Genomic DNA, 15204 nt, shown 5'->3' on the forward strand with positions numbered 1-15204 from the left:
GTAACCCAACGGAAAGCAAGGAGAGGTGTGTGAGGCGGTTGCCGGGGATTTTGTTACTGCTGCTCGCCGCAATCATCGTCATTGTGGCGCTGCTGGTCAGCGGGCTGCGCCTTGTGATGCCGCATCTCAACAGCTATCGCGGCGAGGTGCTGCACACCCTTTCGCGCGTCAGCGGCGTCACCATCGATGCCAGTGAAGTTCAGGGAAAATGGGAGAATTTTGGCCCGACCCTGCAGGTGCGCGATCTGCGTATCGACATGGATAAAGATGGCGAGCTGCAGATTGGCCGCGTTACGCTGGCGCTCAATGTGTGGCAGTCGCTGCTGCACTGGCGCTGGCAGTTCCGCGATCTCACCTTCTGGCAGCTGCGGCTGGCAACCAACCGTCCGTTGCTCACCAGCGACGAGCAAAAAAACAGCTTCAAACCGGCCCAAATCAACGATCTGTTCTTACGCCAGTTTGACCATTTCGATCTGCGCGACAGCAGCATCCGTTTTCTCACGCCATCCGGCCAGCATGCCGAACTGGCGATTCCCCGCCTTACCTGGCTGAACGAGGACAACCGCCATCGCGCCGAAGGCGAAGTGAGCCTGTCCAGCTTCACCGGCCAGCACGGCGTGGTGCAGGTACGGCTCGATCTTAACGATACTAACGGCTTACTCAACGACGGCCGCATCTGGATGCAGGCCGATGACGTGGACGTGCGCCCGTGGATTGGCCGCTGGCTGCGTGATAATACCAGCCTGCAAAGCGCGCGTTTCAGCCTGGCCGCGTGGGTCAACCTGCGCGACGGTGAGGTGTACGCAGGCGATCTGCTGCTGAGCAAAGGCGGCGCACGCTGGCGCGGCGAGCAGGGTGATCATCAGCTGCAGGTGGATGGCCTGACCGCGCATCTGGCGCGCTACCAGAATGGCTGGAGCCTGACGGTGCCGCAAACCCGGCTGATGACTGACGGCGTGGCCTGGGATGCCGGCCATATCGCCCTGCTGTGGAAGCCGGAAGATAAACAGATGATCGGCGCGAACAGTGCAGCGGAAGTGCGGGTGCGCGCCACCCGTCTTGATCTGCAGCGTCTGGCACCGCTGGTGCCGCTGTTTGCGCCGCTCTCACCTACACTGCTGGACAACTGGCGGGCGCTGCAGCCGCGCGGCTATATCGACGCGCTGGCGCTGGATATTCCGCTGGCGCAGCCGGAGCAGACGCGTTTGCAGGCGCGCTGGCGCGATCTGGCGTGGCAGCACTGGCAGCTTTTGCCGGGCATCAGCAATCTGAGCGGCAGCGCCAGCGGCAGTCTGAACCACGGCCAGCTGGATGTGCAGATGGGCCAGGCAGAAGTGCCGTACGGCGATATGTTCCAGGCGCCGTTACAGATTCAGCAGGTCACCGGCAGGATTAACTGGCTGCGCGATGGCAACGGCCTGACGCTGGATGGCCAGCAGCTGGACGTGCAGGCACGTTCGCTGTGGGCGCGCGGCGATTTCCGCTATCAGCAAAATGTCGGTAAAGCGCCGCGGCTCGACATTCTTGCCGGGATCCGCGTCACCGACGCCGGTGATGCCTGGCGCTACTTCCCCGAGCCGCTGATGGGCCACGATCTGACGCAGTATCTCAGCGAAGCGGTCAAAGGCGGCCAGGTGGAGAATGCCACGCTGCTGTTTGCCGGCGATCCGCGTCTGTTCCCGTTCAAGCACCACGACGGCATGTTTGAAGTGGCCGTGCCGGTGCGCAATGCTACCTTCCAGTTCCAGCCAGGCTGGCCGGCGCTGCAAAATCTCGATATCGACCTCGATTTTATCAACGACGGTCTGTGGATGAAGGCGGCGCAAACCCGGCTGGGCACGGTGGACGCGCGCAACGTCAGTGCGGTAATCCCGGATTACCTGAAAGAGAAGCTGATCATTGACGGTGATTTGAGCGGCGAAGGTAAAGATATCGCCGACTATTTCGCCCGCACGCCACTTAAATCCACGCTGGGTGCGGCGCTGGAGCAGCTGCAGATTGGCGGCAACGTGCGTGGTTCGCTCAACCTGGATATTCCGCTGGATGGGGAACTGGTGCACGCCAGCGGTAACGTGGTGCTGAATAACAGCAGCCTGCACATTAAGCCGCTCAACACCACGCTGAAAAACCTGACCGGACGTTTCCGCTACAACAACGGGAACCTGGAGAGTGAAGAGCTGCAGGCCAACTGGTTCGGTCAGCCCACCGGCGTGCGTTTCAGCACCACGGAAAATCCCGATGATTTTGGCGTTAACGTCAAACTGCTGGGCGACTGGCAGCCGGCAAAACTGGCCATGCTGCCTGTCAGCGTAAGCAGTAAGCTGGGCGGCAGTCTGGCGTGGCAGGGCAATGTCGACATCACGCTGCCGCATCAGGGTGGGGCGCGCTACAAGGTTGATATCAACGGTGACGGCAAGACAGTGAGCAGTCACTTACCTCCACCACTGGATAAAGAGGCCGGTGAGGCACTGCCCATCGCCATTAATGCCAGCGGCGATTTGCACAGTTTTAACCTCAGCGGCAGCGTGCGTGAGCACCATCGCTTTAACAGCCGCTGGCTGCTGGAGCCGCAGCTGCGCGTCGATCGCGGTATCTGGCTGAATGATGCCAAAAGCACGCCGGCGCTACCGGATCGGCGCGGGATGGTACTCAATCTGCCGGCGCTGGACGGCGAAGCCTGGCTGGGGCTGATGACCGGCGCGACGGGTTCACGCAATGCGCAGGGCGAGACGGACATCGGCGGCGCACTGCTGCCGGGCGATGTGACGTTGCGCACCCCGGCCCTGACGCTCGGCGGCCAGCAGTGGCACGATGTTAATGCCACGGTGACTCAGGGGGCGGGCGGCAGCACGCAACTGCAGCTGGAGAGCCGCGAAGCGCGCGGCAGCCTGCGAACTGCACAACACGCGCCGTGGCAAATCGACCTGAGCTATCTTTATTACAATCCGCAATGGAGTGACGACGAAGCGGGCAAGGCCTCCTCGCCGTTCAGCGGGGACAGCGGCATTGATTTCCGCAGCTGGCCAGCGCTGCAGCTCAACTGCGCTGAGTGCTGGCTGCGCGGGCAGAAGTTCGGCCACATCCAGGCCAGGCTCCAGCCGCAGGGAGAGACGTTAGCACTCACTAACGGCAGCGTCGATACCGGCAGCTCGAAGCTCAATGTCGCGGGTGAATGGGTGAACAAAGCGGGCGAGCAGCGCACCTCGTTAAAAGGCAGCCTGAGCGGCAAAAATATCAATGATGCCACCAACTGGTTTGGCATGAACACGCCGCTGCGCGATGCGCCGTTTAAAATTGATTATGACCTGCACTGGCGCTCCGCACCGTGGCAGCCTTCAGAAAAGACGCTGAGCGGCACGCTGAAAACTCACTTCGGCAAAGGGCAGATTGCGGATGTGAACACCGGTCGTGCCGGACAGTTGTTGCGGCTGGTGAGCTTCGATGCCCTGCTGCGTAAGCTGCGCTTCGATTTTAGCGATACCTTTAATGAAGGTTTCTGGTTTGATTCGATCAACGGCACGGCGTGGATTGAAAACGGCGTGATGCGTACCGATAACCTGCTGGTGGATGGCCTCGAAGCGGATATCGCCATGCAGGGCAAAATAGATCTGGTGCAGCGGCAAATCGACATGGAAGCGGTGGTGGCACCAGAGATCGGCGCCTCGGTTGGCGTGGCCACCGCGTTTGTGATTAACCCGGTGGTCGGCGCGGCGGTATTTGCCGCCAGCAAGGTGCTGGCACCGTTGTGGAATAAGATTTCGCTGCTGCGCTATCACATCAGTGGACCGCTGGATAAGCCGGAAATCAATGAAGTGCTGCGCAAACCGCGCGAAGCCGATAAGAAGTGAATTTGACGCCGTCGGGGAATTGCCGCAGGCTATGACTATCCGAGCACATAATGAGTGAGAAACGATGACTCTGAATCTGGTAAGTGAGCAGTTACTAGCTGCGAACAGCATTAATCAGCAGGACCTTTTTTCCCTGTTAGGGCAGCTTTCAGAACGTCGTCTGGACTATGCCGATCTCTATTTTCAGTCCAGCTTCCATGAATCCTGGGTGCTGGAAGACAAAATCATTAAAGATGGCTCTTATCACATCGATCAGGGCGTGGGCGTCCGCGCGGTAAGCGGGGAGAAAACCGGTTTTGCCTATGCCGATCAAATCAGCCTCAACGCCCTGCGCCAGTCGTCCGAAGCGGCGCGCAGTATCGTGCGCGAGCAGGGCAATGGCAAAGCGCACGCGCTCTCCGCGGTGCTTAACCGTTCGCTGTACGCGCCGGTCAATCCGCTGGACAGCCTGACGCGCGAAGACAAAATCGCGCTGCTGCACCGGGTTGATAAAGTGGCACGCGCTGCCGATCCGCGCGTGCAGGAAGTGAATGCCAGCCTGAGCGGCGTCTACGAGCAGGTGCTGGTCGCCGCCACCGACGGTACGCTGGCGGCGGATATTCGCCCGCTGGTGCGCCTGTCCATTAGCGTTCAGGTCGAAGATCAAGGTAAACGCGAGCGCGGCGCCAGCGGCGGCGGTGCGCGTACCGGCTACGAATTCTTCCTTGCCGATGAGAGCGGTGATGTACGGGCCGATGTCTGGGCGCGCGAAGCGGTGCGCATGGCGCTGGTTAACCTGTCCGCCGTCGCGGCGCCAGCCGGTACGCTGCCGGTGGTGCTGGGTGCGGGCTGGCCAGGCGTGCTACTGCACGAAGCGGTGGGCCACGGTCTGGAAGGGGATTTCAACCGCCGCGAGACTTCCGTCTTCAGCGGTAAGATGGGCCAGCTGGTGGCGTCCGAACTCTGCACCGTGGTTGACGACGGTACCCTTGAAGGGCTGCGCGGTTCGCTGGCGGTGGATGATGAAGGCGTGCCGGGACAGTACAACGTGCTGATCGAAAACGGCGTGCTGAAAGGCTACATGCAGGATAAGCTTAATGCGCGTCTGATGGGCGTGCCGCCTACCGGTAACGGGCGTCGTGAATCCTATGCGCACCTGCCGATGCCGCGCATGACCAACACCTATATGCTGGCGGGCAAATCGACGCCGCAGGAGATCATTGAGAGTGTGGAGTATGGTCTGTATGCCCCTAACTTTGGCGGCGGCCAGGTCGATATCACCTCCGGCAAGTTTGTATTCTCCACCTCCGAGGCTTATCTGATCGAGAACGGCAAAGTCACCAAACCGGTGAAAGGCGCTACGCTGATCGGCTCCGGCATTGAGGCGATGCAGCAGATTTCCATGGTCGGGAACGATCTGGCGCTGGATAAGGGCGTCGGCGTGTGCGGTAAAGAGGGCCAGAGCGTGCCGGTCGGCGTAGGTCAGCCCACGCTGAAGCTGGATAAAATTACCGTGGGCGGAACGGCTTAAGGTTCATGCTGGTGCGCATCAGTGCGCACCCTGTCAAAACCGCGCAATGGGTTTGTACAATGCTTGTCAGTTATGAGTAAACAGCACGCACACTTTGGTAGCGGCGCAATTTATTGCGCGAAGCATGGATGGGAACGGTGCTGCTAGTAGTACGCGCGATTAATCGCGCCGCTACGAAATCTGCGGTAATTGAATTTGGTACTTAACTGATCGGCATTACGCAATTGTTTTGCCAGGTCACCTTTCAGGGTGACCTGGCATGCATAACTGCCCCGCATTTTCCCGTATGCACCCTTCAGGCCGACCACACCAGCGCCAGACGGCGGCTAACTTTTGCGGTGCTGCTGATACTGCCTCGCCACCTGCCTGAAATACTCGGTCAGATAATTGATGCACACCTGCACCTTGAGCGGCAGCTTATCCTTCTCGGTATAGACGGCATACACCGGGCGCGGCTCCGAGTGATACTGCGGGAACAAAATATCGATCTCACCGGCGTTAATCTCATCAATCACCCACATTAGCGGCACATAGGCGATACCGCAGCCCGCTTTCAGCCAGCGAATCAGCGTCTGCGAATCATTGGTGACAAAACGGCCCTGCGGTGTCAGGCGCGTCACCAGGCCTTCCGGCGCCACCAGCTCGAAGGTGTTATCCGGGCGCACGCTGTACTCCAGCCAGGAAAAGTTGTCGATTTCAGCCGGCTTTTCCGGCGTGCCGTGCTGGGCCAGGTAACTCTTCGCCGCGCATACCACCATCGGCATGGCACCCAGCCGGCGCGAGAACAGGTTGGAATCCTGCAGCTCACCGACGCGTATCACCACATCCAGCCCGTTAGCAATCAGGTCCGGCGCCGGTATGCCGGTCATCAGGTTGACGCTCAGTCCCGGGTATTCGTGCAGCATCTCGCTGGTCATGGCGGACAGGACATTTTGCGCCATGGTGGTTGAGCAGCCGATGCGTAAAATCCCGATCGGCGTATTGTTGAAGGCGTACAGCTGTTCGTGCACCTGTGAGGCCTCTGCCAGCATGCGGCGGCAGCCCTGATAATAAATCTTACCGGCTTCGGTCAGGCCCAGACTGCGGGTGCTGCGGTTAAGCAGTTTCACCTGCAGCTCATCTTCCAGTCTGGCAACAATCTGGCTGATTGACGAGACGCTGAGCTGTAGCTGGCGTGCGGCGGCGGTAAATGAGCCCAATTCAACCACTTTGGCGAAAATGGACATGCCTTTGAGTCGTTCCATTGTTTACTCTGGCTAAAAAGTGATTTAGCTCACAATATGTAGAAAACGTATAGTCAAGCGCGTTACTATACGCACGCTGGGTCTCTTCACCGCACCTGAACACGGCAGTGTTTACCCGATGATACGCTATGATTAGCTCAACGCGGCCTGAATGTTGTCATCAGATTATCCGTCATCCCACTATCATCAACCCGACGTGCCAGAGGGCATGAGGGCAGGTATCGGTGCAATCCGGCAAGGTCGAACTAAGGAACCGAAATGAGTGTGCTTCCGGTATTTGTCGTATTCGGGCTGTCTTTTCCGCCCATCTTCATTGAACTACTGGTTTCGCTGGCGCTGTTCTGGCTGGTGAAACGCGTGCTGACGCCCAGCGGGATTTACGATCTGGTGTGGCACCCGGCACTTTTTAACACAGCGCTGTATTGCTGTGTGTTTTACCTTGTATCCCGTCTATTCGTCTGAGGTTTTAAGTGAAAGCGCTAATAAGAAAAATCGCGCGTTACGCCATTACGCTCCTGCTGGTTATCATCGCTGTTGTTATCATCTTCCGCGCCTGGGTGTTCTATACCGAGTCGCCGTGGACGCGTGACGCCAAATTCTCCGCCGACGTGGTGGCGATCTCCCCGGACGTGACCGGACTGATCACCGACGTCCCGGTACACGACAACCAGCTGGTGAAAAAAGGCGATACGCTGTTTATCGTCGACCGTCCGCGCTACCAGAAAGCGCTGGATGAGGCGCAGGCGGATGTCGAATATTACCAGGCGCTGGTTAGTGAAAAACGCCGTGAAGCGGCGCGCCGTAACCAGCTCGGTACCAGCGCGATGTCGCGTGAAGCTATTGAGCAGTCGAACAGCGACCTGCAGACCAGTGAACATCAGCTGGCCAAAGCGGTGGCGACGCGCGATCTGGCGGTGATCGACCTCGATCGCACCACCATCAAAGCACCGTCCGACGGCTGGGTCACCAACCTCAACGTCTACCAGGGTGAATTCATCACGCGCGGCTCGGTGGCCGTGGCGCTGGTGCAGCAGCACTCGTTCTACGTGCTGGCCTACATGGAAGAGACCAAGCTGGATGGCGTGCGTCCCGGCTTCCACGCGGAGATTACCCCGCTGGGCAGCAACACGGTGCTGCGCGGCACGGTTGACAGTATCGCGGCTGGCGTGACCAACAGCAGCAGCAGCGTTGACAGTAAAGGCATGGCCACCGTGGACTCCAACCTCGAGTGGGTGCGTCTGGCGCAGCGCGTACCGGTGCGTATTCGCCTTGACGATCAACCCGGCAACCGCTTCCCGGCGGGGACCACCGCCACCGTGGTGATCACCGGTGATAAAGACCGCCAGACCAAAGTGTCGCCGATGGCGCAGCTGTTCAACCGCCTGCGTGAGTTTGGTTAAGCGGGGGCGTTATGATTGAGTTTTTGCGTTTCCCGGTAAAGCTGACCTTCGCGCTGGTGGCGGCGCTGATGATTGGCTTTCACTTCAATCTGGAAACGCCGCGCTGGGCGGTGATGACCGCCGGCATCGTGGCTGGCGGCACCGCCTTTGCCGCGGGCGGCGATCCCTACTCTGGCGCGCTGCGCTACCGTGGCGTTCTGCGTATTATCGGCACCTTTATCGGCTGTATCGCGGCACTCACCATCATGATTGCGACGGTGCGCGCGCCGGTGGTGATGCTGCTGCTGTGCTGCCTGTGGGCCGGCATGTGCGTCTGGCTCTCATCGCTGATTAAAGTCGAAAACTCCTACGCGCTGGGCCTCGCCGGCTACACTGCGCTGATTATCGTGGTGACCGCAGATGCCAGCGGCGGTCTGACGCTGGCGCCGCAGTTCGCCGTGGAGCGCTGCAGCGAAATTGTGCTCGGTATCCTGTGCGCCATTCTCGCCGACATGCTGTTCTCTCCGCGCTCGATCAAGAAAGTGATTGATGCGGAAGTGGATGCGCTGCTGGTAGCGCACTACCGCCTGCTGCAGCTGTGCGTGGCACACGAGGATAAAGAGGAAGTCGACAAAGCCTGGAGCGCACTGGTGCGCCGCACGACCGCGCTCAACGGTATGCGCAGCCAGCTGCTGATGGAGTCGTCGCGCTGGAGCAACACCAGCCGCCGGCTGCAAATGCTCAACACGCTATCGCTGACGCTGATTACTCAGGCCGCTGAGACCTTCCTGATTCAGAATTCGCGCCCGGATTACATCCCGCCGCAGTATCGCCTGCTGATTGAAAAAGAGGTAACCAGCGTCAGTGACGTACATAAGCGCATGAAGCTGATGCGCCGCGTTATCGGCGTCAGCAGTAAAAGCGTGCCGTTTACCCTGGCCAGCTGGGTCGGCGCAGCAACCGAATATCTGCTGCTGATCAATGGCGTCAAAAGTAACAGCCGTATCACCACGCTGGAGGAGAGCATTCTGCAGCGTGAAGTGGTGATCCAGGCGCGTTCAGCGGAGACGCATCATGCGATGATCAATGGCGTGCGCACTTTTGTCGCCACCGCGCTCGGTTCGCTGTTCTGGCTGTATACCGGCTGGACTTCCGGCAGCGGCTGCATGGTGATGCTGGCGGTGATTACCGCGCTGGCGATGCGTATGCCGAATCCGCTGATGATGGCGAAAGACTTCTTCTACGGCATGGCCTTTGCGGTGCCGCTGGGCATGCTCTACTTCATCTGGGTATTGCCGGGCACCCAGCAAAGTGCCTTGCTGTTGTGTATCGCGATTGGCGCACTCGGCTTTATCGGCGGCATCTTTGTACAGCGGCGGCAGATTGGTACGCTGGGCGCGCTGATCGGCACCATCAACGTGCTGGTGCTGGATAACCCGATGAAGTTTGAGTTCAACGTGTTTCTCGACAACGCGCTCGGCCAGTGGATTGGCAGCTTTGTGGCGATGATGGTGATTTTACTGATTCGTGACAAATCCAAAGCCCGCACCGGACGCAAGCTGCTGAATCGCTTTATGTATGCTGCGGTGGCAGCGCTGACCACCAATCAGGCGCGCCGGCGGGAAAACCATTTACCGGCGCTTTATCAGCAGCTGTTCCTGCTGCTTAATTTGTTCCCGGGCGATATCGACAAGTACCGGATTGCGCTCACGCTGATTATTGGTCATCAGCGCCTGCGCAACGCGGAGGTACCGGTCAATGCCGACCTGTCGGCGTATCACCGCCAGCTGCGCGCCACCGCCGACCGCATTATTGCGGCCAGCAGCGATGATAAACGGCGCTACTACTTTGAGCGCCTGCTGCAGGAGCTGGACGTTTATCAGCAGAAGCTGCAGCACTATGCCGCCCCGGCCAGCGTGACGGAACCGGTGAAACGGCTGTCGATGATGCTGGATAAGTACCAGAACACCCTCATCCAAATCTGAAACTGGCCGCTGCCTGGCGCAGCGGCTGGCCTGATGCCACGCTGACCCTCATTGCCCGATTATTGCCATCTATACTTTCCTGACAGGATGCTTACTGACAGGAGAATAACGATGTCCACTTCCCTGCAACAACACGAACTGTTCAACACTGGCTACTTCGCTGACGGCCAGTGGCACACCGCCAGCAGCACCTTTGATGTCACCAATCCGGCCACCGGCGAGGTACTGGCGCAGGTGGCGAAAGCCGGCAAGGCTGAAACCGAACAGGCGATTGCCGCCGCACAGCGCGCTTTTCCGGCGTGGCGCGACAAAACCGCCAAACAGCGCAGCGAAATCCTATATCGCTGGTACCAGCTGATCATTGAGCACAAAAGCTGGCTGGGCCAGCTGATGACCGCCGAGCAGGGCAAACCGCTGCAGGAAGCCGAGGGGGAAGTAGAGTACGCCGCCAGCTTTATTCAATGGTTTGCCGAGCAGGCGAAGCGCGCCAACGGCGAAATTATCCCGCCGGCCAAAGCCGGTTCACGCATTCTGGCGACGCGCGAGCCGATTGGCGTCGTCGCGGCCATCACGCCGTGGAATTTCCCGATGGCGATGCTGACGCGCAAACTCGGACCGGCGCTGGCGGTCGGCTGCACCGGCATCATCAAGCCGGCCAATAACACCCCGCTCAGCGCCTTTGCGCTGGTGGCGCTGGCACAAAAGGCGGGCGTGCCGGACGGCGTGCTGAACGCGGTAGCTGGCGACACGCACGCCATCAGCGACGCCATTATGGCTTCCCGCGCGGTGCGTAAAATCTCCTTTACCGGTTCCACCGCAGTGGGGAAAACGCTGATGCGGAACGCGGCCGAAACCATGAAGAAAGTCTCGATGGAGCTGGGCGGCAACGCGCCCTATATCGTGTTTGACGATGCCGATATCGACGCGGCGGTGCAGGGGGCTATCGCCAACAAATTCCGTAACGCCGGCCAGGTGTGCGTCAGCGTTAACCGCTTCTATATCCACAACGCAATATACGACCGCTTTGTGCATCAGTTGGCTGAGGCGGTGGGCAAACTAAAAGTGGGCAATGGCGTGGAGCCGGGCGTGGTGGTCGGGCCGCTGATTGAGCCGTCTGCGGTGGAGAAAGTGGCGGAGCATGTCAAAGATGCGCTGAGCAAAGGCGGGAAACTGCTGGTGGGCGGCGAGCGCCATCCGCTGGGCGGCAACTTCTGGCAGCCGACGGTGATTGCCGATGCGCATGAAGAGATGCAGCTGGCGCGGGAAGAGACCTTCGGTCCGGTGGCCGCCTGCTTCCGCTTTGACGATGAAGCTGAGGTAATCGCGCGCGCCAACAACACCGAATACGGTCTGGCGGCTTACTTCTATACGCAGAATCTGCAGCGCGTGTTTCGCGTTTCGGCGGCGCTGGAAGCCGGCATGATTGGGATCAACGAGTGCGCGGTCTCGACCGAGCTGGCGCCGTTTGGCGGCGTGAAAGAGTCCGGACTGGGACGCGAAGGATCGGTGCTGGGCATGGAAGAGTATCTGGAAGTCAAAGCGCTGCACCTCGGCGGTCTGGCGTAGCGAGAGGATGTCACCATGAGAACCGAGCGTTTCGACTTCAATGAAATCGTCGATCAGGCTCATTTCTACCGTCAGTTTTGCGAACGTTTCGCGCTGGCGGATCGCACCATTCAGGATCTGGACGATCTGTGGGAAATGATCATCGGCGAGCAGATCCCGCTGCCGCTGGAAATTGCGTTCATCAATCTGGGAAAAGGGCAGAAACGCCGCTATGGTGCGCTGATATTGCTATTCGATGAGGCAGAAGAGGAGCTGGAAGGCCAGCTCCGCTTTAATGTTCAGTAGCACAACCAAAAAGGGCCCCGGCAGGCGGGGCCAAAGGGTTCGTCAGAATTGACGAGGAATTATTTGTACAGCTCTGCAGTCAGGTGATAGCTGTCACCGGTGCGCGCTTCAATCACTTTATACGCGCTGGCACCCTGCTCATCGGCTTTCTGAGAAAGCTGAGCGCGGTAATCCATAGGTGAGCCGCCTGTTCCGCTAACGGTAATGGTCTGGCCGGTAGATTGCAGATTCTGCGCGGATTCATCCGTTACCAGTTGGGCAGCCGAAGCGCCAAAAGCGAACAGAGAAAGCAGCGTAGCGGTTGCGATGGTTGTTTTGATTTTCATAATTCGTCTCCTCATTAGAATCAACAACCTGCGGCACGAAGAGGGTAAGCGGGTCGTCGATCTTCTCCCGGCGACTGCATAACGCCGGATCGATAGTTAAAGTTTATTTGTACAGTTCAGCCGTCACGTGGAAGGTGTTGTCCTGATTGTTCTCAATGATGCGGTAATGGCTCGCACCCTGAGCATCGGCTTTCTGGGACAGTTCCTGACGGATATTGGTCTGGTCGCCGTCGACGCCGCTCACGCTAATGGTCTGATTCAGCGGCTGCAGATTTTCAGCCTGGGTGTTGGTTACCAGGGTGGCAGCACTGGCGCCAAAAGACAGAACGGAAGCCAGACTCAGTACAGCAATAGATAATTTGGTTTTCATGATTCACTCTCCTGAAATGGGGTGGGCAACCTGAGAGGCAAACGCCTCTCAAACGGGTCGCCGTTCACACTGCATCTTGTTCCGGCAAACTTATTTATAAAGTTCCGCGGTTGCGTGGTAGCTGTTGTCGTTATAAGCCTCAACAACGCGATAGGCTTTAGCACCTTGCGCTTCAGCTTTGGCGTTCAGCTGCTGATGGATATCCATCGGTGAGCCGCCAATGCCGCTGACGCTGATGGTGCCGACCGGCTGCAGGTTCACTGCCTGTTCGGCATTGATAGAATCTGCGGCGAAAGCACCAAATGACAGGGCAGATAGAACACTCAGGGTGGCGATAGTAGTTTTAACGTTCATGGTATTTTTCCTCGTCTTCTGTTTTTCTCTTTTTGATTTCGTGTGATTTGCATCACGAAAAGAATTATAGATCTAATCACCCATGAAATTAATATCCCGCTAATAATGATTGGTTGTAATTCTTTATCCTTATGGCACATTTTTATAACGCAAAGTTATTAGAACCGCCTGGATCTTAACCAGGAGGGTGTATTTCCATGCAAAAACAATGATCTGCATCAAATTATCTTTTTGTGCGAAACAATGTGGTTGATCAAGCTGGCTGTGCGCTAAAAGCAAGAGATAACCGCTGAGCACTAATTGTAAAGCAGCGTAAAATAGCGCAAAGGGTTAAGCAGGCGAAAAGGTCGTACCAATACTTTCGCGCATTGAGAACCCGGCGGAATATGGCTAAGCGGTTATTTTGTAAGGTGTTGGCGATAAAACAGCGGGAGAAACGCGGGCGGGCGGGCAAGGTTACCGGCAGGTGAACCGCCGGTAACAGACAGGGTTTTATAGTTCCTGTTCGAATAACACCAGCACGGCGTCATACAGCTGCTTCACCGTAAAGGCGCGCGCTGGTGTAATAAAAATGGTGTCGTCACCGGCGATGGTGCCGAGAATGCCTTCGGCTTTGCCGAGGGAGTCGAGCAGGCGGGCGATCAGCTGGGCCGCGCCCGGGCTGGTATGAATCACTACCAGCGCATCGTTATAGTCGATATCCAGCACCAGATTCTTCAGCGGGCTGGTGGTGGTAGGCACGCCCAGTTCGGCAGGCAGGCAGTACACCATCTCCATTTTGGCGTTACGCGTGCGCACCGCGCCAAACTTGGTCAGCATACGAGAAACTTTTGACTGGTTGATGTTGCCGAAGCCGTCTTCCTGCAGCGCCTGGACGATTTCGCCCTGAGAGCTGAACTTTTCTTCTTTCAGTAAGGCTTTGAACGCCTTTATCAGATCGTCTTGTTTAGATGGGTTTCGCATAAGCTACCAATAAAAGAGGGTTGCAGCAGGCAACAGGCCCGTCGCAGATAAATTATTATGCATTTAGATGAATTTTTATGCAATAAGCGGATGCGTGAATTCACGGCAAGCGCGTGTGGGGCGGGCATGATAACAGAGTTTTATCCTGCACCAAAATCGCGCGCTGGCGCGCAAAGCGAAGGTTGCAAAGTTGTTATATTATTGAAGTGGTAACAACAAAACGATGATCATTGCCGTCCATAGTCTTCTGGCTGCGACTGGATCATTCAGGCGACTTCTGAAGTGGAGATGTCTCGGGAGCCGATTGCGGCGTAATGTTATTGCGCGACAGGTGTGTCGCTATCGCCTGAGAAGTTGATTAAACTCGTAACCTGATGGATTTCCGGCATATCTCTGCCCCACCTTAATAAGGAGTTCAGGATGAAAGTTGCCGTTCTCGGTGCAGCTGGTGGTATTGGCCAGGCACTCGCTCTGCTGCTCAAGACCCAATTACCCGCAGGTTCAGCCCTCTCACTGTATGACATTGCCCCGGTGACGCCAGGCGTCGCGGTTGATCTCAGCCACATTCCTACCGCCGTGAAAGTTGAAGGGTTCAGTGGCGAAGATGCGACGCCGGCTCTGCACGGCGCCGATGTGGTGCTGATCTCGGCCGGTGTGGCACGCAAACCTGGCATGGACCGCGCCGATCTGTTTAACGTCAACGCCGGTATCGTGCGTAACCTGATTGAACAGGTGGCGACCACCGCGCCAAAAGCGCTGATTGGCGTCATCACTAACCCGGTAAATACCACGGTGGCGATTGCCGCCGAAGTGCTGAAAAAAGCCGGTGTGTACGATAAAAACCGTCTGTTTGGCGTCTCAACGCTGGATGTGATTCGCGCCAACACCTTTGTCGCTGCCCTGAAGGGCAAACAGCCTACGGAGATTGAAGTGCCGGTGGTCGGCGGGCATTCAGGCGTGACCATTCTGCCGTTGCTGTCGCAGGTTAAAGGCGTCAGCTTCAGCGAGCAGGAGATCGCCGACCTGACGAAACGTATTCAGAATGCCGGTACCGAAGTGGTGGAAGCCAAAGCCGGTGGCGGCTCGGCGACGCTGTCGATGGGCCAGGCGGCTGCGCGCTTTGGTCTGTCGCTGATTCGTGCACTGCAGGGCGAAGCCAATGTCGTTGAATGCGCCTATGTGGAAGGCGACGGCGAGTACGCGCGCTTCTTCTCGCAGCCGCTGCTGCTGGGCAAAAACGGTATCGCCGAACGCCGTCCGCTCGGGCCGCTCAGTGATTTCGAACAGCAGGCGCTTAACGGCATGCTGGAGACGCTGAAAAAAGATATCGCGCAGGGCGAAGAGTTTGTGAAGTAACTCGCGCGTAAAGAAAAA

General features: G+C 58.0%; 13 protein-coding genes. 8 read left to right on the forward strand and 5 right to left on the reverse strand.

The window, feature by feature from the left end; all coding sequences use genetic code 11:
• Window positions 1-29: 29 nt before the first annotated feature.
• Complete coding sequence (yhdP, locus tag AC6I8P_RS02000; RefSeq protein ID WP_498030932.1) at window positions 30-3848, forward strand: AsmA2 domain-containing protein YhdP; 3819 nt, start codon at window positions 30-32, stop codon at window positions 3846-3848.
• Between the two features lie 64 nt (window positions 3849-3912).
• The gene (tldD, locus tag AC6I8P_RS02005) at window positions 3913-5358 is read left to right on the forward strand and encodes a metalloprotease TldD (protein WP_498030933.1); all 1446 of its coding nucleotides are present in this window, start codon (window positions 3913-3915) and stop codon (window positions 5356-5358) included.
• Window positions 5359-5684: 326 nt separating this feature from the next.
• Here the strand turns inward: tldD and aaeR are convergent, their stop codons facing one another.
• Window positions 5685-6602, reverse strand: coding sequence for an HTH-type transcriptional activator AaeR (aaeR, locus tag AC6I8P_RS02010; protein WP_058771467.1), 918 nt, complete (start codon window positions 6600-6602; stop codon window positions 5685-5687).
• Between the two features lie 258 nt (window positions 6603-6860).
• Here aaeR and aaeX point away from each other — a divergent pair, with 258 nt between their 5' ends.
• From aaeX to AC6I8P_RS02035, 5 genes are all read left to right on the forward strand, one after another.
• A complete protein-coding gene (gene aaeX / locus AC6I8P_RS02015; RefSeq protein ID WP_021508145.1) occupies window positions 6861-7064 on the forward strand; it encodes a p-hydroxybenzoic acid efflux pump operon protein AaeX in 204 nt (67 codons plus the stop codon).
• 8 nt (window positions 7065-7072) lie between these two features.
• A complete protein-coding gene (gene aaeA, locus AC6I8P_RS02020) occupies window positions 7073-8002 on the forward strand; it encodes a p-hydroxybenzoic acid efflux pump subunit AaeA (RefSeq protein ID WP_498030934.1) in 930 nt (309 codons plus the stop codon).
• 11 nt (window positions 8003-8013) lie between these two features.
• Complete coding sequence (gene aaeB, locus AC6I8P_RS02025; RefSeq protein WP_021508143.1) at window positions 8014-9966, forward strand: p-hydroxybenzoic acid efflux pump subunit AaeB; 1953 nt, start codon at window positions 8014-8016, stop codon at window positions 9964-9966.
• Between the two features lie 111 nt (window positions 9967-10077).
• Window positions 10078-11532, forward strand: coding sequence for an NAD-dependent succinate-semialdehyde dehydrogenase (locus tag AC6I8P_RS02030; RefSeq protein ID WP_104188187.1), 1455 nt, complete (start codon window positions 10078-10080; stop codon window positions 11530-11532).
• A 15-nt stretch (window positions 11533-11547) separates the two neighbouring features.
• Window positions 11548-11817 (forward strand): barstar family protein, encoded by a 270-nt coding sequence (locus AC6I8P_RS02035; protein WP_104188189.1) that lies wholly within the window; start codon window positions 11548-11550, stop codon window positions 11815-11817.
• 59 nt (window positions 11818-11876) lie between these two features.
• On the opposite strand, the gene yhcN (AC6I8P_RS02040) is transcribed toward AC6I8P_RS02035, so the two are convergent.
• The 4 genes from yhcN (AC6I8P_RS02040) to argR all read right to left on the reverse strand — a co-directional run bounded on the left by yhcN (AC6I8P_RS02040) (window position 11877) and on the right by argR (window position 13830).
• Window positions 11877-12143: a peroxide/acid stress response protein YhcN gene (gene yhcN / locus AC6I8P_RS02040; RefSeq protein WP_021508140.1), complete on the reverse strand. Its 267-nt coding sequence runs from the start codon at window positions 12141-12143 to the stop codon at window positions 11877-11879.
• Between the two features lie 103 nt (window positions 12144-12246).
• Complete coding sequence (locus AC6I8P_RS02045; RefSeq protein ID WP_021508139.1) at window positions 12247-12513, reverse strand: YdgH/BhsA/McbA-like domain containing protein; 267 nt, start codon at window positions 12511-12513, stop codon at window positions 12247-12249.
• A gap of 90 nt (window positions 12514-12603) precedes the next feature.
• Window positions 12604-12867 carry a peroxide/acid stress response protein YhcN gene (yhcN, locus tag AC6I8P_RS02050; RefSeq protein ID WP_477530183.1) on the reverse strand — a complete coding sequence of 88 codons (264 nt, stop codon included), beginning with the start codon at window positions 12865-12867 and terminating at the stop codon, window positions 12604-12606.
• 492 nt (window positions 12868-13359) lie between these two features.
• Window positions 13360-13830, reverse strand: a complete 471-nt coding sequence (gene argR, locus AC6I8P_RS02055) for a transcriptional regulator ArgR (protein WP_021508137.1) — start codon at window positions 13828-13830, stop codon at window positions 13360-13362.
• Between the two features lie 420 nt (window positions 13831-14250).
• On the opposite strand from argR, the gene mdh reads away from it, so the two are divergent.
• Complete coding sequence (gene mdh / locus AC6I8P_RS02060) at window positions 14251-15186, forward strand: malate dehydrogenase (RefSeq protein WP_021508136.1); 936 nt, start codon at window positions 14251-14253, stop codon at window positions 15184-15186.
• Window positions 15187-15204: the final 18 nt, after the last annotated feature.

Source organism: gamma proteobacterium symbiont of Lampromicra miyakona, assembly GCF_059730895.1.

What these genes read in the sequence shown, in the direction of transcription:
- mdh (WP_021508136.1), top strand. Translation starts at nt 14,251, where the DNA reads ATGAAAGTTGCCGTTCTCGGTGCAGCTGGTGGTATTGGCCAGGCACTC.
- aaeB (WP_021508143.1), top strand. Translation starts at nt 8,014, where the DNA reads ATGATTGAGTTTTTGCGTTTCCCGGTAAAGCTGACCTTCGCGCTGGTG.
- yhcN (WP_021508140.1), bottom strand. Translation starts at nt 12,143, where the DNA reads ATGAAAATCAAAACAACCATCGCAACCGCTACGCTGCTTTCTCTGTTC.
- tldD (WP_498030933.1), top strand. Translation starts at nt 3,913, where the DNA reads ATGACTCTGAATCTGGTAAGTGAGCAGTTACTAGCTGCGAACAGCATT.
- AC6I8P_RS02045 (WP_021508139.1), bottom strand. Translation starts at nt 12,513, where the DNA reads ATGAAAACCAAATTATCTATTGCTGTACTGAGTCTGGCTTCCGTTCTG.
- AC6I8P_RS02035 (WP_104188189.1), top strand. Translation starts at nt 11,548, where the DNA reads ATGAGAACCGAGCGTTTCGACTTCAATGAAATCGTCGATCAGGCTCAT.
- aaeX (WP_021508145.1), top strand. Translation starts at nt 6,861, where the DNA reads ATGAGTGTGCTTCCGGTATTTGTCGTATTCGGGCTGTCTTTTCCGCCC.
- AC6I8P_RS02030 (WP_104188187.1), top strand. Translation starts at nt 10,078, where the DNA reads ATGTCCACTTCCCTGCAACAACACGAACTGTTCAACACTGGCTACTTC.
- argR (WP_021508137.1), bottom strand. Translation starts at nt 13,830, where the DNA reads ATGCGAAACCCATCTAAACAAGACGATCTGATAAAGGCGTTCAAAGCC.
- yhcN (WP_477530183.1), bottom strand. Translation starts at nt 12,867, where the DNA reads ATGAACGTTAAAACTACTATCGCCACCCTGAGTGTTCTATCTGCCCTG.
- aaeR (WP_058771467.1), bottom strand. Translation starts at nt 6,602, where the DNA reads ATGGAACGACTCAAAGGCATGTCCATTTTCGCCAAAGTGGTTGAATTG.